Origin of the sequence: Rathayibacter sp. Leaf248 (assembly GCF_920939495.1) — a bacterium.
Classification (GTDB): domain Bacteria; phylum Actinomycetota; class Actinomycetes; order Actinomycetales; family Microbacteriaceae; genus Rathayibacter; species Rathayibacter caricis.
In genome coordinates, this window is sequence record NZ_CAKLAV010000001.1 from 2,673,274 (window position 1) to 2,693,082 (window position 19,809).

Here is a 19,809-nt window from a genome sequence, read left to right on the forward strand (position 1 = left end):
GCGTGATGGGTGGAGAGTGAACGTCTTCGAACCTAGGCCGGATGTGTGAACGCCGTGTGTCGGATTCGAGAGCATTGCTCGGCGATGCATCCCCTCCGCCTCCTGAGCACCCCCGGAGCCGCTCCGCTAGAATCGAGCGGCTGGTCGCGCAGAAGCGGCATCTCGATGCCGGGCCGGCCCGCCGAGGCCCGGTGGACCCGAAACGGGCCGGGCGCCCACTCCCCGTCGAGAAGGACACGCCATGCCAGCAATCGTCATCACCGGCGCCCAGTGGGGCGACGAGGGCAAGGGACGCGCCACAGACCTCCTCGGCAGCCGCGTCGACTACGTGGTCAAGTTCAACGGCGGCAACAACGCCGGCCACACCGTCGTCGTGGGCGACGAGAAGTACGCGCTGCACCTGCTCCCCTCGGGCATCCTGACGCCGGGCGTCGTCCCCGTCATCGCGAACGGCGTCGTCGTCGACATCGAAGTGCTCTTCCACGAGCTCGAGGCGCTGAGCGCCCGCGGCGTCGACGTCTCGAAGCTGCTCGTCAGCGCCAACGCCCACGTCATCACGAGCTACCACCGCACCCTCGACAAGGTGACGGAGCGGTTCCTCGGCAAGCGCCAGATCGGCACCACGGGCCGCGGCATCGGCCCCGCGTACGCCGACAAGATCAACCGCGTCGGCATCCGGATCCAGGACCTCTTCGACGAGAACATCCTCCGTCAGAAGGTCGAGGGCGCCCTCGACCAGAAGAACCACCTGCTGGTGAAGGTCTACAACCGCCGCGCGATCCTCGTCGAGCAGGTCATGGAGGATCTGCTGCAGTACACCGAGCGCCTGCGCCCCATGGTCGCCGACACCTCGCTCGTGCTCGCCCAGGCGCTCGACGCCGGCAAGACCGTGCTCTTCGAGGCCGGCCAGGCCACCATGCTCGACGTCGACCACGGCACCTACCCGTTCGTCACGTCCTCGAACGCGACCTCCGGAGGAGCCGCCACCGGCTCCGGAGTCGCCCCCAACCGCATCGAGCGCGTCATCGCCGTCATCAAGGCGTACACGACCCGCGTCGGCGCGGGCCCCTTCCCGACCGAGCTGTTCGACGAGTGGGGCGAGTACCTCCGCAAGCAGGGCTTCGAGTTCGGCACCACGACCGGCCGCCCGCGCCGCTGCGGCTGGTACGACGCCCCGATCGCCCGCTACTCCGCGCGCATCAACGGCGTCACCGACTTCGTCCTCACCAAGCTCGACGTCCTCTCGGGCCTCGAGACGATCCCCGTCTGCGTCGCCTACGACGTCGACGGCGTGCGCCACGACGAGGTCCCCGTCTCGCAGAGCGACTTCCACCACGCGAAGCCGATCTACGAGGAGTTCCCCGGCTGGCAGGAGGACATCACCGGCTGCCGCACGTTCGCCGACCTCCCGCAGGCCGCGCAGGACTACGTCCGCGCCCTCGAGGCGATGAGCGGCGCCCGCTTCTCGGCCATCGGAGTCGGCCCCGAGCGCGAGCAGGTCGTCGTCCTGCACGACCTCCTCGACTGACCCGCACCCGTCGTCGCTCCGCGGCAGACTCGCTCGCGGGCGCCGCGGTGCGGGAACTCTCCGCTGGTCGAGTAGCCCCGCAGGGGCGTATCGAGACCCGCCGTCGCGAGCGGATCGGCGACCTGAGCGGGCCTTCTGACTCTGGTGGATCTACTGGGAAGAGACCCCGCCTCCTTGCTGGTCGAGTAGCCCCGAAGGGGCGTATCGAGACCCACGCCTCCCAGGAGATCCGTTTCTTCCCCGCCCTGCGTCGGTACCGAAGGCGCCCCCCCCGCTCGATACGCCGCTGCGCGGCCACTCCGATCAGCAAGGGTGCGAACCGCCGCGAGACGGCCCCTGCGCCTCCGCTGGACCCCTTCTCGCGCCCACTCGCCGTCGCCCTGCGCGCCGAGCCGACCCGGAACGGGCCCCGCGGAGTCGGCAGACGCCATCGAGTGACCACTGAGTGCCGCCCCCCACTGATCGAGTAGCGCCGCAGGCGCGTATCGAGTCCCGGCACGTCCGGGACACGCGGATCTCGATACGCCCGCTGCGCGGGCTACTCGATCAGCAGGAGGGCGACACCTCGCCTCCCCCAGCGGATCGGCAAGGGGGCGCGTTCCTCGGCCCGGGCCCGGCATGATCGGCGGATGCAGATCTACGCGGACCTCCCCGCCGTGCGTGCGCGGCAGATCACGGCCGACGCCCTGGCGGTCGCCGTCGCCGTGATCGCGATCGCGGCCGGCGTCGCCGTGGGCAGCCTGATCGCCGGGCTGGCCGAGATCGGACGCCGCCTCGAGAGCGCGGGCAGCGGCTTCGGCTCCACCATGTCCGACGCCGGGACGACGCTCGGCGGCATCCCGCTGCTCGGCGACGCCGTGCGCGTGCCCTTCGACGAGGCGAGCGGAGCCGGCTCCGTGCTGGCCGCCGCGGGTCGCGACCAGCAGCAGCTCGCGGGAGCCCTCGCGATCGTGGCGGGCCTGGCCGTCGGCGGGTTGCCGCTCCTGCTCCTGGCCGTGCTCTGGCTGCGTCCGCGACTGCGCTTCGCTCGGCGAACCGCCGAGCTCCGGGCGCTGGGGACGACGGCTGCGGGTTCCGAGCTCCTGGCGCTGCGTGCGCTGACGGAGGCGTCGCCGCGCGAGATCCTCGCGGCGCACCCGGACGCCGTCCCCGGGTGGCGCACGGGCGACCCCGGGGCGACGCGGGCCCTCGCCGCCCTCGCGCTCCGCCGGGCCGGACTCCGCCCTCGCTGACCCGGGGCCGCCCCTACAGAGGACCACCTCCGGTCCCCCGCTGGGATGACCGGGCGACCACCCTCGGGCGACGCCCGCGACGCGGCCCGCTCCGTAGCGTCGAGGACATGCAGAACCAGACCTCCACCGTCGTGGCGCGCGTCGAGAACGTGCGCAAGCTGTACGGCAGCACGCCCCCCGTCGTCGCCCTCGACGGCGTCACCCTCTCGATCCAGCGCGGCGAATTCACCGCCGTCATGGGTCCGAGCGGCTCCGGCAAGTCCACCCTCATGCACGTCCTCGCCGGCCTGGACACGGCGACCGACGGGCGCGTGTTCCTCGGCGACACCGAGATCAGCGGCCTCGGCGACGCCGAGCTGACGATGCTCCGCCGCCGCGAGGTGGGCTTCGTCTTCCAGGCGTTCAACCTGATCCCCACGCTCGACGTGCGCGGCAACATCCGCCTGCCGTTCGAGCTCGACGCCCGCCGTGTCACCGCCGACGAGGAGGCGTGGATCGCCAGCCTCATCGAGTCGCTCGGGCTGCGCGAGCGCCTCACCCACCGGCCCTACGAGCTCTCGGGCGGTCAGCAGCAGCGCGTCGCCATCGCCCGCGCCCTCGCGACCCGGCCGCAGCTGATCTTCGCCGACGAGCCCACCGGCAACCTCGACTCGCGCACCGGCCGCGAGGTCCTCACGCTGCTGCGCGCCTCCACCCGCGAGTACGGCCAGTCGATCGCGATGGTGACCCACGACCCGATCGCGGCCGCGTACGCCGACCGCATCGTGTTCCTCCGCGACGGCGCCGTCGTCGACGACCGCCGCGGCATGAGCGCCGAGGAGGTCTCGCGCGCGATGCTCGAGATGGAGGCGGCGGCGTGAGCGGCGTGCGCACGGGCTCCCGCCAGGGCGGAGGAGCGATCGTCACGGTCGCAGCCCTCTCTGCGGCGTTCGGCGGCGTGCTCGTCATGGTCGTCGCCGACATGGTCGCCGCGTTCCAGGACGCCGGCCTCGACGGCATCGAGCAGGCCGCGACGACCCTCGGAGTCGTCGGGGCGGTGTTCTTCGGCATCGCGGTGTTCGTCGGCGGCATCGTCACCTCGAACGCCGTGTCGACCGTCATCGCGGGGCGCACCCGCGAGATCTCGCTGCTGCGACTGCTGGGCGCCTCCGGTCGCTCACTGCGCGCCGAGGTGGTGCGGAACGGCCTCGTGCAGGGGGTGCTCGGCGCGGTCATCGGCCTCGTCGCCGCCGTCGTGCTCGTCGCGGCCGGCGCCGAGCTCGCCTTCGCCACGGGCACGTTCTCGCGCATCGACTACCCGCTCGTCTCGCCGGGCCTCGTGCTGCCGGCCGCCGCGGTGATCGCGTCGACCGTGATCGCATCGTGGGGCGGATCGCGGCGCGTGCTCTCGGTCTCGCCGGCCGAGGCCGCGGGATCCGCCGCGGAGCCGCGCTACGACGAGCTCCGCGGACGTCGTGGACGCAACGCGCTCGCGATCGCGTTCGTCGTGCTCGGCTTCGTCCTCCTGGGCGCGGGTGTCGTGGCCGGACTGGTGAGCCCGTACGGCGTGCTGCTCGGTCTCGTCGGGGGCATGGTCTCGTTCACGGGCGTCATCCTCGGCGCCCCTGTTCTCCTGCCTCCGCTGACCTCGCTGGTCGGCCGGGCGTTCGGCGGCGGGTCCGTCGCCCGCCTCGCCTCGGCGAACGCCATCAGGAACCCCGCCCGCAGCGCCCGCGCGGTCATCGGGCTGGTGATCGGAGTGACGCTCGTCACGATGTTCGCGGTCGCCGCCGCGACCTTCGCCACGATCATGCGGATGTCCGAGGACATGGAGCCCGAGCTCTTCGCGGCGCTCGACCAGTTCGTGTCGGTCAGCACCGCGATCATGAGCGTCCTGCTCGGCTTCTCGGTGCTCCTGGCCGCGGTCGGCATGGTCAACACCCTCTCGCTCAGCGTGCTGCAGCGGCGCCGCGAGCTGGGGCTGCTCCGCGCCCTCGGATTCACGGGCTCGCAGGTGCGCTGGATGGTCGTGCTCGAGGCTGCGCAGATGGTGCTCGCCGCGGCGCTGCTGGGCCTCGTGCTCGGCGTCGTCTACGGCTGGAGCGGGGCGATCGCGATCTTCGGCTCGATGAAGGGCATCGGCCTCGTGCCGCCGACGATCCCGGTGGGGGTCCTCGTCTCGGTGGTGGCCGTCGGCGTGCTGATCACGGTCGTCTCGGCGGTGCTGCCCGCCCGCCGGGCGACGACGGTCTCACCGGTCGCCGCGCTCGCGGTGGCCTGAGCGGGGTCTGGTTCCGCCGGCAGTAGGGCGGATGCGGATCTCGATACGGCCGTGAGCGGCCTACTCGGTCAGCGAGGGTGCGCCGGGTGTGCAGGAGGGCCGTCGCCCGGAGGGATCCGGAGCGGCGGCCCTTTCGTGTGCCCGGGGTCAGACGACCGAGAAGCCGGCCGGGAGCCCGTCGCGGCCGCTGACCGCCATGAGGAACTCCTCCGCCCGCCCGGACCTCGCCGCGAGTGACCCCGCCAGCGCGCAGGCCGCTTCGACAGCGGGGCCGGGCAGCCCGTGGGGCGCTCCCGTCGCGCGCGACAGGTCGACGGAGTGCACGACCAGCTCGAGCACGCGGGTGCGGAGGTACTCGTCGAGCGCGAGGGAGTGCGGCCCCACCGCGACGAGCCGACCGGGCGGCTGCTCGGCGAGACGCGCTGACGCGCGGCGCAGCGCCTCCGCCGCGACCACCGCGGGCCGGTCGCCGAGAGCGGCGCCCGCCTCCACTCCGCGCCGGGCGACGGCCGCCGGGTCGCCGATGTTGCCGGCGAGGGCCCCGTAGTACGCGAGCGCGTCCGGCACCGTCGCCTCGGCCGGCTCCGGGGCGGCCAGGTACGCCTCGACGGTGAGGATCGCGCGCGAGGTGTGCCCGGCGAGCCCTCGGACGTCCCACTCGCCGAGGGCGGGCAGCGTCCACTGGTCGTCGCGGATCCGCTCGAGCAGGCGGACGAAGGCGGCGGCGGAGGTCTCGAACAGCGCGGAGTCGGCCATGGACCCCATGCTGGCACGCGGTTTGGACCTCTCGCCGGGGCGGAGGGGACCCAGAATGGCCGGGTGACCGACTCCGCTCCCGTCCCTCCGCGCCGCCCGGGCCCCGTGCGCCTCGTCGGCCGCATCGTCGTGCTCGAGCCGCTCGGCGAGGAGCACCTCGACGGCCTGCACGCCGCGATCGCGCGCCCCGAGGTCTTCGCCGGCGGCTACGGAGGAGGAGCCGCGGGACTCGATCCCGATCCGGCCGCCTTCAGCGCCTTCGTCCGCCGCTACTACCCGTGGGAGGGACTGCCGTGCGCCGTCCTCGTCGACGAGCGGGTGGTCGGGGCGACGGCGCTCGCCGACTTCGACGAGACGCGCGAGGCGGCGCACCTCGGCTGGACCGCCTACGCGCCCGAGGTGTGGGGCACCGCGGTGAACCCCGAGACGAAGCGGCTGCTGCTCGGCCTCGCGTTCGACAGCGGCTACTCGCGGGTGAAGCTGCAGGCCGACGCGGCCAACGCGCGGTCGCGAGCCGCGATCCTCCGCCTGGGCGCGACGTTCGAGGGGGTGCTGCGGCACGATCAACGGCGGGCCGACGGATCGTGGCGCGACACGGCCGTGCACTCGATCCTCCGCGAGGAGTGGCCGGCGGTGCGCGACGGCCTCGACGAGAGACTCGAGGCGCTCCGCTAGCAACGGCGAGGCCGCTCCCGCAACTCCTGCCCCCCGATCCGGGACAGGAGTAGGAAGAGGCCATGGAACGGATCCACTACGCGGGCAGCTCGGTGCTGACCGGCAGCGCCATCGCGCGGTCGCTGGTGCACTACGCCGAGGCGCTCGCGCTGGGGAGGGGATCCGCGGCGGTCGAGATCCCCGTCCGGCGCGAGGACGGCGGGCTCGGCACTGCGGCACTGCTCATCGGCCCCGCCAGCCAGCTCCTCAGCGAGCCGGAGGAGAGCGACGCCGAGGAGATCGTGGACGAGGAGCTCGTGGCGCGGATGACGCGTGAGGCGGGGCGGCTGGGCGTCTCGCACCCGGTCGCCGAGCCGGCGGACTCCGAGAGCGCGCTGCACCTGCCCGACCTGGTCTTCACCGGGTTCGACGACGACGAGGTGCGCTGAGGTGGCCGCACGAGGACGCCTCGGTAGGATCGGCTCCTGCCGCGAGTACCGGAGCGGGAGCGCTGCCCCGGCGTCACCCGGCCCCCGCCGAGCATCGCGGCCCGAACGGAGAGTGCCCTGATGGGCCGACTGATCTACGACTCCACTCTGGAGGCCGACTTCGACGACCGCCTGCTGGCGCACCTGCAGATCGTCATCGGCTCGAAGCTGTCGCGCAACGAGTCCTTCTACTTCTCGTGGAAGGACTCTCAGGCGGTCGGCGACGGGCGCACCTCGATCTGGCTGCACCCCGCGATCCCGCTGCGCTTCAAGTACCACGGGGGCCGCGCGCCCTCGATCAACCCCGACTGGATCCGTCAGCTGCTGGCCGATTCGCACACCGCACACGGTCTGCGCATCAGCGAGGAACCGCACGGAAGCAGTCGCCCGAGCGAGGAGCCCATCCTGTGAAGCGTGTCGAGATCATCTACGGCGGATCGCCGTACAGCCTGACCGATACGAGCGCCGCGGAGGTGTGCGCCGATGTGGAGCGGGCGCTCGACGGCGAGGCGTCGCGCTGGCTGATCGTGAATCAGGGCGAGGGCGAGCCGCGCAAGACGGCGATCCTGATCACTCCGGGAGTCGCGTTCTCGGTCGCGGACGTCGCGCTCTGAGCGGTCGCCCTCGCTGATCGAGTAGGCCGCGGCGCGGCCGTATCGAGATCCGCGGTGTCTCGGAGGGGGTGGCTCAGGCGCGCAGCAGGGGCGGGAACTCGGCGGGGATCTCGCTCGCCAGGTAGCCGGCCGCGCCGCTCCGCTCGGTGAGGCGGGAGTCGGCCTCGGTGTGCAGGTGCACCGCCCAGGCCGCCGCGCCGGCGCCGTCGAGGCCTCGCGCGCGAAGTCCCGCGGTCGCGCCGGCGAGCACGTCGCCGCTCCCGGCCGTCGCGAGGCCCGGGTGCTCGCCCTCGGCGTGCACGAGCACGCCGTCCGGGCTCGCGACGACGTTGAACAGGCTCACGACCGCCTCGTAGCGGCGCGCGATCGCGACGGCGGCCGTCTCGACGTCGTCGATCTCCGCTCCGAGCAGCCGCTCGGCTTCGGCCGTGTTCGGAGTCATCAGGAGCCGTCCCGCGAGCGAGCGGGCGACCCGCTTCTGGCCCGGCAGGACGCCGAGCGGGAACGCGTCCAGGTGCACGGCGGGCACGTCCCGCAGCAGCGGAGCGAGGGCCCGCAGCGTCGCGGCGGTCGCCTTCGGGTCGTCCAGGCCCGGTCCGACCAGGGCGACGTCGGCCGAGGCGAGCTCGCCCTCGAGCGCCTCGAGCCCGCGGCCGGTGATCGATCCGGTCCGCGACTCCTGCAGCGGGACGACGCCGCACTCGGGGAGCGCCACCGCGGTGGCCGAGGCGACGGACTCGGCGACGCAGAGCGTGATGCGGCCCGCGCCGACCCGCAGCGCCGAGATCCCCGCGAGCAGGGCGGCGCCGGGGGTCTTCCTGGCGCCGCCGACGACGACCACGTCTCCGCGGGCGTGCTTCGATCCTCCGGGCTCGGGCAGCGGCCAGCGCCCCTCGAGCAGTGCGCGGTCGATGACCTCACTCATGCGGGTCTCCCTCTCCTTCGTCACGGTCGTCGTGCCGGGTGACCGGCGCGCCGGTCCGCTCCAGGTGCTCGGTGCTCGAGAAGCGCTCGACGCTCCAGCCGTCGTCGCCTCGGATCAGGCGCGTCACCGACGCGTTGGCCACCGGGGTGGAGGCGCCGATGTCGAGGAGCTCGCGCTCGGACAGCCCCTCGCAGACGTAGCGGGTGATGAGCACGACGGCGTCGTGGCAGAACAGCACCGCGGGTCCGGGCGGCGCAACGGCGGCGAGGTGGTCGAGGAAGGAGCGCATCCGGAGCGCCAGGTCGGTCCAGGACTCGCCGCCCGGCGGCCGGTAGTAGAACTTGCCGTGCCATTCCCTCCGCGCCGCCTCGTCGGGGTAGCGGGCGCGGAACCCGGAGGTGGTCAGCCGGTCGGCGATGCCGAGGTCGCGGTCGCGGAGGCGCTCGTCGATCCGGAGCGGCAGGTCGAGGCCGGCCTCGGCGAGGGCCAGGTGCGCGGTCGACGAGGCGCGGAGGAAGGGCGAGCTCCAGGCCGAGACCGGGGCCGCCTCCCCGCCGAGCCAGCGTCCGAGCGCGTGGGCCTGCTCCTGCCCGGCTTCGGACAGCTCGACGTCGGCGTCGCGCCGGTCGACCGCGATCTCGAGAGCACCCTCGGCCTCGGCCGCGCTGGCGGCGACGTTGGCGACGCTCTCGCCGTGGCGCACCAGGAGGAGCTCGGTCGGTCCGGTCGTGCGCGCAGGAGCCATGCCACCAGCATCCGCTCGGTGCCCCCGGACGGGTAGGGGTTTGCGACCGGTGAGGAGCGCGCGCTACAGGGCCCTCGACTCCTCCGGGCGCGCGGACGAGACTGGGACGACGACCTGAGGAGACCCATGATCCCGACGCTGTCCTCGCGCGCGATGCTCGTCATCGGCCTCGTCGCCGTAGCGCTGCGCATCCTGCTGATCGACGTCGCGCCGTTCGTGTGGGGGCCGTACCAGGGGTCGTCGCCGACGCTGGCGCTGCTGCTCCAGGTGCTCTCGATCACGGCGGGAGTCGCGTCGGGCGTCGGCTACGCGTTCCTCGCGGGCGCCTTCGTCGTGCGGCACCTGGAGGTGCGCGAGGAGGCGGAGCGGCGCCGCTCCGTGCACTTCGTGGGGCGGTCGGCGGCGAAGGAGTAGGCGCTCAGGCGCGCTCCTCGGCCGACACCGCGGCGATCACGGCCGCGAGCGTCTCGGGGTTCCCGAGGATCCGGAAGTGACCGCCGGTCTCGATCCGCACGTTCACCGCGCCCTCGAGCATGCTGCCCTCGGGGATGTGCGGGTCGAAGACGCCGAAGACCGAGGTGATGCGTGCGTTCGCTCCCGCCCGGCTGGCGAGCAGCAGCGTCGTGGCGTCGCGCGGCGAGAACGAGCGGAGGCTCTTCAGCACGAGGTAGGGCGCGTAGCGCGAGCCGCCGAACGGGGTCGAGACCGCGACCATGCGGTCGACCCGGCCGTCGGGGTCGAGCTCGCTCATGACGTACTTGCCGATCAGACCGCCCTTGCTGTGGGCGACGATCACCACGTCGCGCAGGTCGTGGCGCTTCAGGTAGGCGGCGACGTCCTCCGCCGTGCGGGCGACCGGGCGGCCGTTGCGGCCCAGGTCGTCGAGCACGTGCAGCGGATGACCGCGCCGGTGCAGCGGGTCGATGATCGGGCGGAGGAAGGACCACGTCTCCCAGATCCCGGGCAGGACGAGCACGGGCCGACGGTCGCCGTCGAGGTAGTCGTCGGGGGCGCGGCGGGAGACGACGCCGCGCACCTGCCAGGCCACGGCGTAGGCGTAGTCCTGGATCCACCAGAGGCCGTCACGGACGATCCGGTTCACCGCACGGCCTCGACGACTTGGGCCGTCGCGGGGGAGGACTCGGCGGTCGACTCGCCGGGAGCCGCGGTGGGTGTCCCGATCGCGGCGGCGAAGCGCCCCAGCTCGCGGGCCAGCTCCTCGGGCTCGGTGCGCGGAACCACGTGGCGGGAGCGACCGAGCTCGATCACCCGGGCGTCCGAGCAGGCGTCGGCGAGCCGCGTGCACCAGTCGCGCGTGCCGATCGGGTCGTCGTGGCCGCGGACGATCAGCACCGGCTGCGCGAGCACGGCCGCCCGCTCGACGATCGGGTGGTGCAGCATTTCCGGGAGCTGCCGCAGGTACCAGCCGATCCCTCCGCGCAGGTAGTCGACGAAGACCAGCGCGTCGACTCCGATCGGCTCGCCGAGGCAGTCGCGGGCGAGCGCGAGGCCCTGCCGGACGGCTCCGGGGCGCTGCGGATCGACGACGGGGCCGATGAGGACGACCCCCTCGACGACGTCGGGGACGAGTGCGGCCAGCTCGACCGCGACCTGCGTGCCCATCGAGTGGCCGACGGCGATCGCGCGGGTGACGCCGCGGTCCTCGAGCACCCGTGCCACGAACCGGGCGTGATCGGCGATGCCGACCCGCCGCCTCGGCGAGCGGTTGGCGCCGAAGCCCGCGAGGTCGACGGCGACCACCCGGCCGTGCCGCCGAAGCGGAGCGACCAGGCGCGAAAACGTGCGGTGCGACATCCCGATGCCGTGCAGGAGCACGAAGGTCCGGGGCGCGTCGAGCGGGCCGACGGCGTAGGAGCGCAGCTGCACGCCGTCGACCTCGTGGTGGACGGCGGGATCGCGGTGGGGCATGCGTCCCAGGCTAGGGAGCGTGCGGATGCTGCGCGCGGGGATGCGCGGGGGCGGTGGCTGGGCTAGGGGTCGTCGGCCCGCGTCGTCGCCGGGTGCGTTCCGTCGTCCCGGTCGGCAGCGCCGGCTCGCCGACCAGGGCGCCCGTCAGTGCAGCGCGGCGAAGAGCTCGTCGCGGGTGGAGACGCCGAGCTTGCGGTAGACGCTGCGGAGTTGGGTCTTCACCGTGTTGGGGCTCACGTGCAGGGCGGAGGCGATGTCGGCGGTCGATTCCCCGAGGGCGGCGCGCTGGGCGACGTCCTGTTCCCGGGGGGTCAGCAGCGGGGGAGAGAGGGCTCTAGTCGGCTCGATGGCGCTCGCGGGGGCGATGAGCGGCTCGTGCTGGGCGAGTAGCGCCGAGACCGCGCTCCGATCTTGCTCGGGGAGCACAGTGAGGAGCCAGTACAGGCCGTGCTCGGCCGCAAGGGCGGCGATGCGCTCGAGGTCATCGGGGGAGCGGTCCGGTCCGACGACGAGCGCCAGGAGTTCGGCGCGGGGAGCGAGCCGGGCGGTGCGGAGGCGGGCGAGGAGGTGGCGGGCGTCGGCGGTGCGTCCCTCGCGGGTGTGGACGGACGCCCTGAGGGCTGTGATGAAGTGGTCGAGGATCGTGCTCATCGACGTCGAGGAACCCAGTGCGTCCGCTGCGCGACGGGTCCGAGCATCGGCGGCATGCAGGAGGTAGCGCGTGATCCGCACGGAACCGGCATCGATCACGGAGAGCGTCGAGAGCGGTCGCGACTTCAGCTGCGTGTCCAGCTCGGCTCCGAGAACGCGCGATCGCTGCTCCCACTCCACGATCGCGCGGACGTGGAAGTAGTGCGCCCAGCGGTGCCTGACGGTGGTCGGATCGATCCCGGCGACGAGTCGGCGAGCCCCCTCGCGGTCGAGGACGTCGAAGCGCAGGAGCGCCCGGGCGAGAGCCGCGGAGGCGCCGCCGCCGAGCGGCTCCTCCTCGCCCCCGCAGAATTCGTCGAGAGAGCGCTGAGCTCGGGCCCGCTCGCCGTGGAGCGCGGCGAGGAGGGCGGCGGCGCCGCCCGCGAGCGAGCGCATCCGGCCGGACGGTGCGGACCCCGACGCGAGGGCCGCGTCCTCGTAGAGGTCGAGCGCGTCGCTCGTCTCGCCGATGTCCTCGAGAGCGCGAGCCCACTGGTAGAGCCGTTCGGAGCGCTCGCCGGACGTCTCGACCTGCGAGGTCGCGTTCTCCAGGCTCCGGCCTTGCGCGAGGAGCGGAAGCGCCTCCGCGGCTCGGCCCGCGTGCCGGAGCTCGATGATCCGGGAGGTGAGGGCCGGGAGCCCGTGAGGATCGTCGTCGTCCGGTGGTGCGGTGCTCGAGCGGCTGCGGACGAAGTCCCGTGCCCGGATCCACCGCGGGCGCTCGTCCAGGACGCTCTCCGGGATCAGCTCGAGGATCCCCAGCAGCTCGGCCTGGCGGACGTGCACGAGACGCGGCCAGTACGCCTCGAGGAGTTCGAGGGTGCGACTCCAGTCCTGGGCCTCGGCAGCGCTGCGGAGGGCTGCGACGTATCGGCTCTCGGGCATGGAACGGCCCTCCGAAGCAAGGAGCGTCTGCGTCCTCGGGGGCTGGGAGGAGACGCGTCCCGTACGCTCCACCATGTACGGGACGCCGTTCCTGCGAAGTCTAGTCACCCCCCGCACAGGCGGCATGCGGGTGATGGTCGGAGGGCATGACCGGAGAGCCGCAAGTGATGCGGCGGTCGGGCCCTGACCCGGGAGGTAGGTGCTCGTGGGAGGTGTCGCGGAGTGCGTCGTCGTCAAGCGCGAGGCCCTGCCGGACGGCTCCGGGGCGTTCCGGATCCACCACGGGGCCGATCAGCACGACCCCTCGACGAGATCGGGCGAGAGAGCGGCGAGCTCGACGGCGACCTGCGAGGTCGGTCACCTCTGTTCTCCGTCCGGGTTCGAACAAGGTGGTCCTGTGAAAGCCTCATCGCGGAGTATCTCTCGGGGGTGCGCATGCGGCTGAATGGCTGCGGCGCAGGGGCTGGATCCTCGACGAGGACATAGGCCCGTTACAGCTCTACGCGGATGAAGTGCGCCAGGAGGCCTTTGTAATCCGGAGACAGTGGAACCAGGTCGGTCGGAATCGTCAGTTCACCGTCCTCGAGCGGTAGGTCACGACGGCGTTCGCCGACGACCGATCGGACTGGTGGCGTCTGCGTGCCCTTCTCGGTCGACCACTCCGTAGCGCGCTTCATCGGGAGGTCACGGCCGAGGCGCCCATGTTCATGGCTCTCCACCGGATCCCGCTCGAAGCGTCCCAGCGCTGGTCTCGGCGGCGCAGCAGGAAGAGAGCGCGTCAGACACGCGGGCGACTACCTCGTCGCCGACGGGCGCACCCTGTCAAGCCGCCGCGTCACCCCTGCACCACTGCCTAGCCTCGAACCACGGCGGCGCCTGCCGGCCGGGGGAGGACATCGACATGCGGATCGCGATCGTCGGAGCGACGGGCAATCTGGGGACGGCGCTGCTGCGGCGGCTCGAGCGGGAGGAGTCGGTGGAGGTCGTCGGCATCGCGCGCCGGGCGCCCCGCCCCGACTCCTCCGAGTACCGGGGAGCGACGTGGAAGGAGATCGACGTCGCGTCGAGCGCGGCGCCGCGGCTCCTGCGCGAGGCCTTCGCGGGCGTCGACGGGGTCGTGCACCTCGCGTGGGCTCTCCAGCCCAGCCACGACCCGGCGTTCCAGCGCCTCGTCGACGTCGGAGGCACGGCGAAGGTACTCGAGGCGGCGGCCGCGAGCGGGGTCGGGCAGGTGGCGGTGGCCTCCTCCGTCGGCACCTACAGCGCGGCTCCGAAGTCGGAGCGGGTCGACGAGAGCTGGCCCACGGGCGGGCTGCACACCTCGACCTACAGCGTGCACAAGGCGGCGAACGAGCGGGCGCTCGACGTGTTCGAGGCGGAGCATCCGGAGATCGTCGTCACGCGGCTGCGGCCCGGGCTGGTGTTCCAGAAGGCGGCGGCGACCGAGATCGCGGGGCTCTTCGCGGGGCCGCGCTACCCGACGCGGTGGCTCGGAGCGATCCGGCCGCCGGTGCTGCCGCTGCCGCGCACGATGATCTTCCAGGCGGTGCACGCGGACGACGTCGCCGACGCCTTCTGGCGGGCGATCGACCGCCGGGCGGGCGGCGCGTTCAACATCGCGGCCGAGCCGGTGCTCACACCGCAGCGGATCGCGGACCTCGTCGGCGCGCGCTGGATCCCGGCGCCGACCGGTCTGATCCGCTCGCTCGTCACCGCCACCTGGCACCTGCGCCTGCAGCGCACGGACGCGGGGTGGATCGACATCGCGACGAACGTGCCGGTGATGTCGACCGAGCGGGCGCGCGAGGTGCTCGGCTGGGAGCCGACGCGGACGGCCGAGGACGCGTTCCGCGAGCTGCTGTCCGGACTCGCCGACCGCACGACGAAGGCGGGATCGCCGCCGCTGCGGGGCTGACGGGAACACAGAAGGGCGGCGGATCCGAGGATCCGCCGCCCTTCTCGTGTGAGGGGGAGAGGCTACGCCTGTCCGTTCTCCTGCACCGCGTGCTTGGCCTCGCGGGCCGAGTCCTTGACGTCCTCGGTCGCGGACGTGCCGGCGTCCTTGACGTTCGCGGCGGCGTCGGTCGCGGTCTCCTTGACGGACGCGAAGGCCTGCTGCGCGGGCTCCTGGAGCTCGCTCGCCGCCTCCTTCGCCGCGTCGGTGACCTTGTCGACGACCGGCTGGGCCGAGTCCTTGACCTTCGACGCCGCCTGCTTCTCGGCGCTGGACGCCGGGATGAGGGAGGCGACGAGCAGTCCCGCGCCCAGTGCGATCAGTCCGACCGCGAGCGGGTTGCCCTCGGCCTTGCCCTTGACCGAGCCGGCGGCGCCCTTGACGGAGTCGCCCGCTCCGGAGACCGAGCCCGAGACCGAGTCGGTCGCGTCGTGCACGGTGCCCATCACCCGGTCGCGGACCGAGCCGACAGCGTTCTTGACCTTGTCGGTCTGGCGCTGCGCGATGGCGTGCGGGCTGACCTTCTCGGCCAGCGCGTCCACATCCGTGCCCAGCTCGCCGCGGGTGCGCTCGATGTCGGCGCGGATCTCGTCCGCGGTCTTGTTCTGTGCTGCGTCGTACGTCATCGTCCTGCCCCGTTCGGCTTGAGTGATTCGGGAATCTTCTTGAGGGAGTCGACCGTCTCGGGTGCGCCCTCCACCTGCTTGAGGCTCTTGCGCCCGACGGAGTAGAGGATCGCGGCGATGACGCCCCAGATCACGGCGACGACGACGGCCGACCAGCCGTTGTCGATCAGGTGACCCAGGCCCCACCAGAGGGCGATCGAGAGGAACAGCACGGCCATCGCGCCGGCGTAACCGGCGCCTCCGAGCAGTCCTGCGCCCTTGCCCGCCTTGCCGGCGGACTCCTTGATCTCGGCCTTCGCGAGCGCCATCTCCTGGCGGATCAGCGTGGAGAGGTCGCGGGACACTTCGCCGAGCAGCTCGCCCAGCGAGGTGGTCGCGGCGCGTTCGTCGGGGGTCGGCTCGCCGAACCCGGCGCGATGCGCTCCGGTGGAGTCGGTCATGGCCTGCTCCCACCGGGGAAGGTGTCGTAGCCCGTCGAGGTCGGCGGCGTGCTCAGCGGGTCGGCGACCGGCTCGGTGGGCAGGTGGTCGCGCTCGAGCGAGCTGCTGCCGGTGGTGCCCGTATAGGTGTCGTCGACGAAGGGGCTGTCGACGTACGCGGTGTCGACGCTGGACGCGGCGGGGGCGCTGTACTCGGGGCCCGACGTGGAGGCGGTGGCCTCCTTCTCGTCCTTGGCCTCGGCGGTGAGCGCGCGGAGGAGGCGTCCGCCGACGAGGCCGGTGGCCGCGGCGATCAGGATGAACGCACCCGGACGGCGGCGGGCGAAGGACTTGACGTCCTCCAGCAGCTCGGCGGGCTCGCGGTCCTCGAGCCACGACGCCACACCCTGGGCGCGATCGGCGAGCTGCGAGACGAGGTTCGTGGCGGCGTTGCTCCCGCCCTCGCCCTTGGCGAGCGAGGTGAGGTCGTCGCTGAAGGCGCGGACGCCCTTGGCGGCGTTGTCCTTCTGGGCGTGCGCCTGCTCGGTCAGCTGGCCGCGGCTCTGGTCGAGGAGGTCCTTGACCTGCACCTTGGCCTCGTGGGCGACGTTCGCCGCCTCCTGCTTGCCGGTGGAGAGCACGTCACCGGCGGCCTGCTTGGCGTCGCCGGCGACGGAGCCGGCCTGCTCCTTCGCGGTGCCGACAGCCTCCTTCGCGGTGTCGACCTTGCCGGAGGTCCCGGAAGTGCCGGTGGTCCCGGTGGTCGTCGTGGTGTCGTAGCTCGCCTCGGTCGCGCCGTAGTTGGCCGCGCCGTTGCCGAACGGAGGTGAATCGGGATCGATGGTGGACATCGTCAGTCCCTTCCAGGATCGAGTCGGGGGAATAGGTGTGCGTGCCGACGGGCCGCTCCGAGGGGATCGGTGCGCCGGCAGTGGCCAGTCTGGGCAGCGCTCCCAGGAAGCGGGAAGGGCGTAGCGCTGAGGCGGTGGACAGGTCTACCATCGCGCCCCCGCGATGCCCGGAATGGGTGCGACGGGGGCTGCCGTCGAGCGCCTCGGAGCGCACTGCGGAGTCGCCGGGAAAGCGCTCTCAATTCGTCGGTCCCGCGGCGGGAACGCTCCGCAGTCAAGCCCCTTCTGGCCCGCGAACAGGGCTGCCTACGGTCGAGAGGACACGGGGTCGCACCCGCCCATATCTGTGAGGAAAGGGAACCATCAGCATGTTCTTCCACAAGCAGGAATTGCAGTTCAAGGCGTCGCCCTCCAAGCCCGACGCGGTCTTCGCGAGGAGGTTCCAGGAGGTGCTCGGCGGGCAGTACGGAGAGATCTCCGTCGCCATGCAGTACGGCTTCCAGGCGTGGAACTCGCACGAGCCCGGCAAGTACCGCGACCTGCTGTTCGGCATCGGTGCCGAGGAGTTCGGCCACGTGGAGATGATCGCGGTGATGATCGCCCAGCTGCTCGAGAAGGCTCCGATCGAGCAGTCCGAGGACGCGATGAAGAAGGACCCGGTCCTCGCCGCGGTGATAGGAGGCACCGATATCCAGCACGCGATCGTCGCCGGCGCCGGCGCCCGCCCCGTCGACAGCATGGGCAACCCGTGGCAGGGCTCGTACATCACCGCGAGCGGCAACCTGCTCGCCGACTTCACCGCGAACGCGAACGCCGAGATGCAGGGCCGCCTCCAGGTGGCGCGGCTGTACCACATGACCGACGACCACGGCGTGCGCGACCTCATGTCGTTCCTCCTGGCCCGCGACACCATGCACCAGAACCAGTGGATGGCGGCCGCCGCCGAGCTGCGCGCGGAGGGCAAGGAGGACCTGCCGGTGCCCTCGAACTTCCCGCTCGCGAACGAGGAGCGCTCGGTCTCGTACCAGTACCTCAACTTCTCGGACGGGCAGGCCGCCAAGGAGGGCACCTGGGCGTCGGGCCCCACCCCCGACGGCAAGGGCGAGTTCAGCTACCACGACGGGCCGACCACCAGCGCGCCGATGCCGCCGGCCACTCAGCCGGACCCGCGCTTCTACGGCACCGACCCCAAGCCCAACATCGACGAGAAGGTCACCGGAGCGGTCAAGGACGCGGTGAGCAAGAAGTGACCGCCCGACGGATCCTCGGGGCGCTCGGCGCGTCCGCCCTGATGGTCGGCCTGCTGGCCGGCTGCACGGGTGACGCGCAGACGCCGAACCAGTCGGGCAGCGCGGTGCCGACCAGCGCCGACGACGGATCGACGCAGACGCCCACGAATCCGCCGTCGGACACTCCGGCGTCCGAGACGGCGACTCCCGCGACCTGAGGGGCGGAGCTTGGCCCTCCCCGGGCCGGGACGCAACCCCCTGCCCCTGTTCAGGTGGTAGCGAGCTTCGATGCCTAACGTCGTGCTCAACGATCAGTGAAGGAGGCACCACCTATGGGGCTCGATGACAAGATCAAGAACGCCGCTCAGGACATCGCCGGCAAGGCGAAGGAAGCCGTCGGCGACCACAAGAACGACCAGGACCTGAAGGCCGAAGGCCAGAAGGACCAGGCTGCCGCCTCGACCAAGAAGGTCGGCGAGGACGTCAAGGACGTCTTCAAGTAGGCAGTCGCTCACGTCGGCGGCGCTCCCCTCGCGGGGGGCGCCGCCTTCGTGCGTCAACGGGCCTCGGAGCCGTGGCCGAGCAGAACGTCGGCCAGGAGTGCTTGTCAGCCACGATGGTGGCTGAGCCCTACTCCTGGCCGACGTTCTGATCGCGGAAAGGGAGCCCTACGGCTGCAGGACGACCTTGATGCAGCCGTCCTCCTTCTTCTGGAACGTCTCGTAGAGGCCCGGTGCATCCTCGAGCGGCGCGTGATGCGTGACGAGGTCCATGACGCCCAGCGGATCGCTCGGGTCCTCGACGAGCGGCAGCAGCTCGTCGATCCAGCGCTTCACGTTGCACTGGCCCATCTTGAGCGTGACCTGCTTGTCGAACATCGACTTCAACGGCAGCGGATCCGCCTCGCCGCCGTACACGCCGCTGAGCGACACGGTGCCGCCGCGGCGCACCAGCTCGAGTCCGCCCTGGATCGCGGCGAGCCGGTCCACTCCGACCGTGTCCATCGCCTTCCGCGCGAGCGGATCGGGCAGCAGCCCGGCCATCGACTGCGCGAGCGACCCGACGGGCGAACCGTGCGCCTCCATGCCGACCGCGTCGACGACGGAGTCGGGGCCGCGCCCCTCGGTCAGGTCGCGCAGCTCGGCGACCACGTCGTCCGTGAGATCGAACACCTCGACGCCGTGGCGAGCCGCCATGGCGCGGCGCTCGGCGACCGGGTCGATCGCGAGCACCCGGAAGCCCTTGTGCACGCCGATGCGGGCGGCGAACTGACCGACCGGGCCGAGCCCGTAGACGGCCAGCGTGCCTCCCTCCGGGACCTGCGCGTAGTCGACGCCCTGCCAGGCGGTCGGCACGATGTCGCTGAGGAAGAGGTAGCGGTCGTCGGGCAGGTCGGTGCCGACCTTGACGGTGTTGTAGTCGGCGAGCGGCACGCGGAGGAACTCCGCCTGCCCGCCCGGGACCTGGCCGTACATCTTCGTGTAGCCGAAGAGCGCGGCGCCCGACTGGTACTCGGTGACCTGCGTGGTCTCGCACTGCGACTGCAGTCCGCGACGGCACATGAAGCACTCGCCGCAGGCGATGTTGAAGGGGACGACGACGCGGTCGCCGACCGACAGCGAGGTCACTCCGGCGCCCACCTCCTCGACGACGCCCATCGGCTCGTGGCCGAGGATGTCGCCCTTGTCGAGGTACGGCCCGAGGAGGCGGTACAGGTGCAGGTCCGATCCGCAGATCGCGGTCGAGGTGATGCGGACGATCGCGTCCGTGGGCTGCTGGATGCGGGGGTCGGGGACGGTCTCGACCGAGACCTTCTCGACGCCCTGCCACGTGAGTGCGCGCATGCTTGCTCCGTTCTGACCGGCGCTCGCCGGTCGTGCCCCTCCAGGCCACACCGCGCGGGGAGGGGCTGTCAGGGGGTTGACGCCCTGGCGCCTTGATCGTCGGCGGATACTCGGCCTGCCGGGGATTCTCGGGCCGCGGGCAGCGCGCACTGGGAGGACGTGCATCCGGCGTTCACCTCG

The 19,809-nt window shown here is 72.3% G+C and carries 23 protein-coding genes; 13 read left to right on the plus strand and 10 right to left on the minus strand.

The genetic code is table 11. From position 1 onward, the window contains the following. The first annotated feature begins 241 nt into the window (after positions 1-241). From LRG51_RS12730 to LRG51_RS12745, 4 genes are all read left to right on the plus strand, one after another. Positions 242-1,528: an adenylosuccinate synthase gene (locus LRG51_RS12730; RefSeq protein WP_055794202.1), complete on the plus strand. Its 1,287-nt coding sequence runs from the start codon at positions 242-244 to the stop codon at positions 1,526-1,528. Between the two features lie 629 nt (positions 1,529-2,157). Next, a complete protein-coding gene (locus LRG51_RS12735) occupies positions 2,158-2,760 on the plus strand; it encodes a hypothetical protein (RefSeq protein WP_230673021.1) in 603 nt (200 codons plus the stop codon). 107 nt (positions 2,761-2,867) lie between these two features. Beyond that, positions 2,868-3,620, plus strand: a complete 753-nt coding sequence (locus tag LRG51_RS12740; RefSeq protein WP_230673022.1) for an ABC transporter ATP-binding protein — start codon at positions 2,868-2,870, stop codon at positions 3,618-3,620. Beyond that, positions 3,617-5,020 carry an ABC transporter permease gene (locus LRG51_RS12745; RefSeq protein ID WP_230673023.1) on the plus strand — a complete coding sequence of 468 codons (1,404 nt, stop codon included), beginning with the start codon at positions 3,617-3,619 and terminating at the stop codon, positions 5,018-5,020. Before LRG51_RS12740 ends, LRG51_RS12745 begins: the two co-directional genes overlap by 4 nt. A gap of 147 nt (positions 5,021-5,167) precedes the next feature. Here the strand turns inward: LRG51_RS12745 and LRG51_RS12750 are convergent, their stop codons facing one another. Next, on the minus strand, positions 5,168-5,776 hold the full coding sequence (locus LRG51_RS12750) for a maleylpyruvate isomerase family mycothiol-dependent enzyme (protein WP_230673024.1): 609 nt from the start codon (positions 5,774-5,776) through the stop codon (positions 5,168-5,170). Positions 5,777-5,839: 63 nt separating this feature from the next. Here LRG51_RS12750 and LRG51_RS12755 point away from each other — a divergent pair, with 63 nt between their 5' ends. The 4 genes from LRG51_RS12755 to LRG51_RS12770 all read left to right on the plus strand — a co-directional run bounded on the left by LRG51_RS12755 (position 5,840) and on the right by LRG51_RS12770 (position 7,532). After that, on the plus strand, positions 5,840-6,451 hold the full coding sequence (locus LRG51_RS12755; protein ID WP_230673025.1) for a GNAT family N-acetyltransferase: 612 nt from the start codon (positions 5,840-5,842) through the stop codon (positions 6,449-6,451). 62 nt (positions 6,452-6,513) lie between these two features. After that, positions 6,514-6,879 carry a hypothetical protein gene (locus LRG51_RS12760; RefSeq protein WP_230673026.1) on the plus strand — a complete coding sequence of 122 codons (366 nt, stop codon included), beginning with the start codon at positions 6,514-6,516 and terminating at the stop codon, positions 6,877-6,879. Positions 6,880-6,999: 120 nt separating this feature from the next. Continuing rightward, positions 7,000-7,329 (plus strand): DUF7882 family protein, encoded by a 330-nt coding sequence (locus LRG51_RS12765; protein ID WP_055794224.1) that lies wholly within the window; start codon positions 7,000-7,002, stop codon positions 7,327-7,329. Beyond that, positions 7,326-7,532: a hypothetical protein gene (locus LRG51_RS12770; protein ID WP_230673027.1), complete on the plus strand. Its 207-nt coding sequence runs from the start codon at positions 7,326-7,328 to the stop codon at positions 7,530-7,532. The genes LRG51_RS12765 and LRG51_RS12770 overlap by 4 nt, the downstream gene beginning before the upstream one ends. 73 nt (positions 7,533-7,605) lie before the next feature. Here LRG51_RS12770 and LRG51_RS12775 read toward each other — a convergent pair whose 3' ends face one another. Both LRG51_RS12775 and LRG51_RS12780 read right to left on the minus strand, forming a co-directional pair. Next, positions 7,606-8,457: an ADP-dependent NAD(P)H-hydrate dehydratase gene (locus tag LRG51_RS12775; protein ID WP_230673028.1), complete on the minus strand. Its 852-nt coding sequence runs from the start codon at positions 8,455-8,457 to the stop codon at positions 7,606-7,608. Beyond that, on the minus strand, positions 8,450-9,202 hold the full coding sequence (locus tag LRG51_RS12780; RefSeq protein WP_230673029.1) for a histidine phosphatase family protein: 753 nt from the start codon (positions 9,200-9,202) through the stop codon (positions 8,450-8,452). The genes LRG51_RS12775 and LRG51_RS12780 overlap by 8 nt, the downstream gene beginning before the upstream one ends. Before the next feature lie 126 nt (positions 9,203-9,328). Between LRG51_RS12780 and LRG51_RS12785 the strand changes: the two genes are divergently transcribed. Next, positions 9,329-9,616 carry a hypothetical protein gene (locus LRG51_RS12785; RefSeq protein WP_055794232.1) on the plus strand — a complete coding sequence of 96 codons (288 nt, stop codon included), beginning with the start codon at positions 9,329-9,331 and terminating at the stop codon, positions 9,614-9,616. Between the two features lie 4 nt (positions 9,617-9,620). Here the strand turns inward: LRG51_RS12785 and LRG51_RS12790 are convergent, their stop codons facing one another. From LRG51_RS12790 to LRG51_RS12800, 3 genes are all read right to left on the minus strand, one after another. Continuing rightward, entirely contained in the window at positions 9,621-10,304 is a 684-nt protein-coding gene (locus LRG51_RS12790; protein WP_230673030.1) for an esterase/lipase family protein, read from the minus strand. After that, positions 10,301-11,131, minus strand: coding sequence for an alpha/beta fold hydrolase (locus LRG51_RS12795; protein WP_230673031.1), 831 nt, complete (start codon positions 11,129-11,131; stop codon positions 10,301-10,303). The genes LRG51_RS12790 and LRG51_RS12795 overlap by 4 nt, the downstream gene beginning before the upstream one ends. Before the next feature lie 144 nt (positions 11,132-11,275). Then, positions 11,276-12,706, minus strand: a complete 1,431-nt coding sequence (locus tag LRG51_RS12800; RefSeq protein WP_230673032.1) for a helix-turn-helix transcriptional regulator — start codon at positions 12,704-12,706, stop codon at positions 11,276-11,278. 901 nt (positions 12,707-13,607) lie between these two features. On the opposite strand from LRG51_RS12800, the gene LRG51_RS12805 reads away from it, so the two are divergent. Beyond that, complete coding sequence (locus LRG51_RS12805; protein WP_230673033.1) at positions 13,608-14,621, plus strand: NAD-dependent epimerase/dehydratase family protein; 1,014 nt, start codon at positions 13,608-13,610, stop codon at positions 14,619-14,621. A gap of 62 nt (positions 14,622-14,683) precedes the next feature. Here the strand turns inward: LRG51_RS12805 and LRG51_RS12810 are convergent, their stop codons facing one another. Genes LRG51_RS12810 through LRG51_RS12820 form a run of 3 tightly spaced genes read right to left on the minus strand, consistent with a single transcriptional unit; the run spans position 14,684 to position 16,556 of the window. Continuing rightward, positions 14,684-15,286: a DUF3618 domain-containing protein gene (locus LRG51_RS12810; protein ID WP_055794241.1), complete on the minus strand. Its 603-nt coding sequence runs from the start codon at positions 15,284-15,286 to the stop codon at positions 14,684-14,686. Then, positions 15,283-15,726, minus strand: a complete 444-nt coding sequence (locus LRG51_RS12815) for a phage holin family protein (protein ID WP_055794243.1) — start codon at positions 15,724-15,726, stop codon at positions 15,283-15,285. Before LRG51_RS12815 ends, LRG51_RS12810 begins: the two co-directional genes overlap by 4 nt. Continuing rightward, positions 15,723-16,556, minus strand: a complete 834-nt coding sequence (locus LRG51_RS12820) for a hypothetical protein (protein WP_055794244.1) — start codon at positions 16,554-16,556, stop codon at positions 15,723-15,725. The genes LRG51_RS12815 and LRG51_RS12820 overlap by 4 nt, the downstream gene beginning before the upstream one ends. Positions 16,557-16,924: 368 nt before the next feature. On the opposite strand from LRG51_RS12820, the gene LRG51_RS12825 reads away from it, so the two are divergent. The 3 genes from LRG51_RS12825 (at position 16,925) to LRG51_RS12835 (ending at position 18,288) form a co-directional block, all read left to right on the plus strand. Further along, positions 16,925-17,806 (plus strand): manganese catalase family protein, encoded by an 882-nt coding sequence (locus LRG51_RS12825; protein WP_230673034.1) that lies wholly within the window; start codon positions 16,925-16,927, stop codon positions 17,804-17,806. Continuing rightward, entirely contained in the window at positions 17,803-18,003 is a 201-nt protein-coding gene (locus LRG51_RS12830; RefSeq protein ID WP_055794248.1) for a hypothetical protein, read from the plus strand. Before LRG51_RS12825 ends, LRG51_RS12830 begins: the two co-directional genes overlap by 4 nt. A gap of 114 nt (positions 18,004-18,117) precedes the next feature. Further along, positions 18,118-18,288, plus strand: a complete 171-nt coding sequence (locus LRG51_RS12835; RefSeq protein ID WP_055794249.1) for a CsbD family protein — start codon at positions 18,118-18,120, stop codon at positions 18,286-18,288. Positions 18,289-18,453: 165 nt separating this feature from the next. Here the strand turns inward: LRG51_RS12835 and LRG51_RS12840 are convergent, their stop codons facing one another. Further along, positions 18,454-19,629, minus strand: a complete 1,176-nt coding sequence (locus tag LRG51_RS12840; RefSeq protein ID WP_107573818.1) for a zinc-dependent alcohol dehydrogenase — start codon at positions 19,627-19,629, stop codon at positions 18,454-18,456. Positions 19,630-19,809 lie beyond the last annotated feature (180 nt).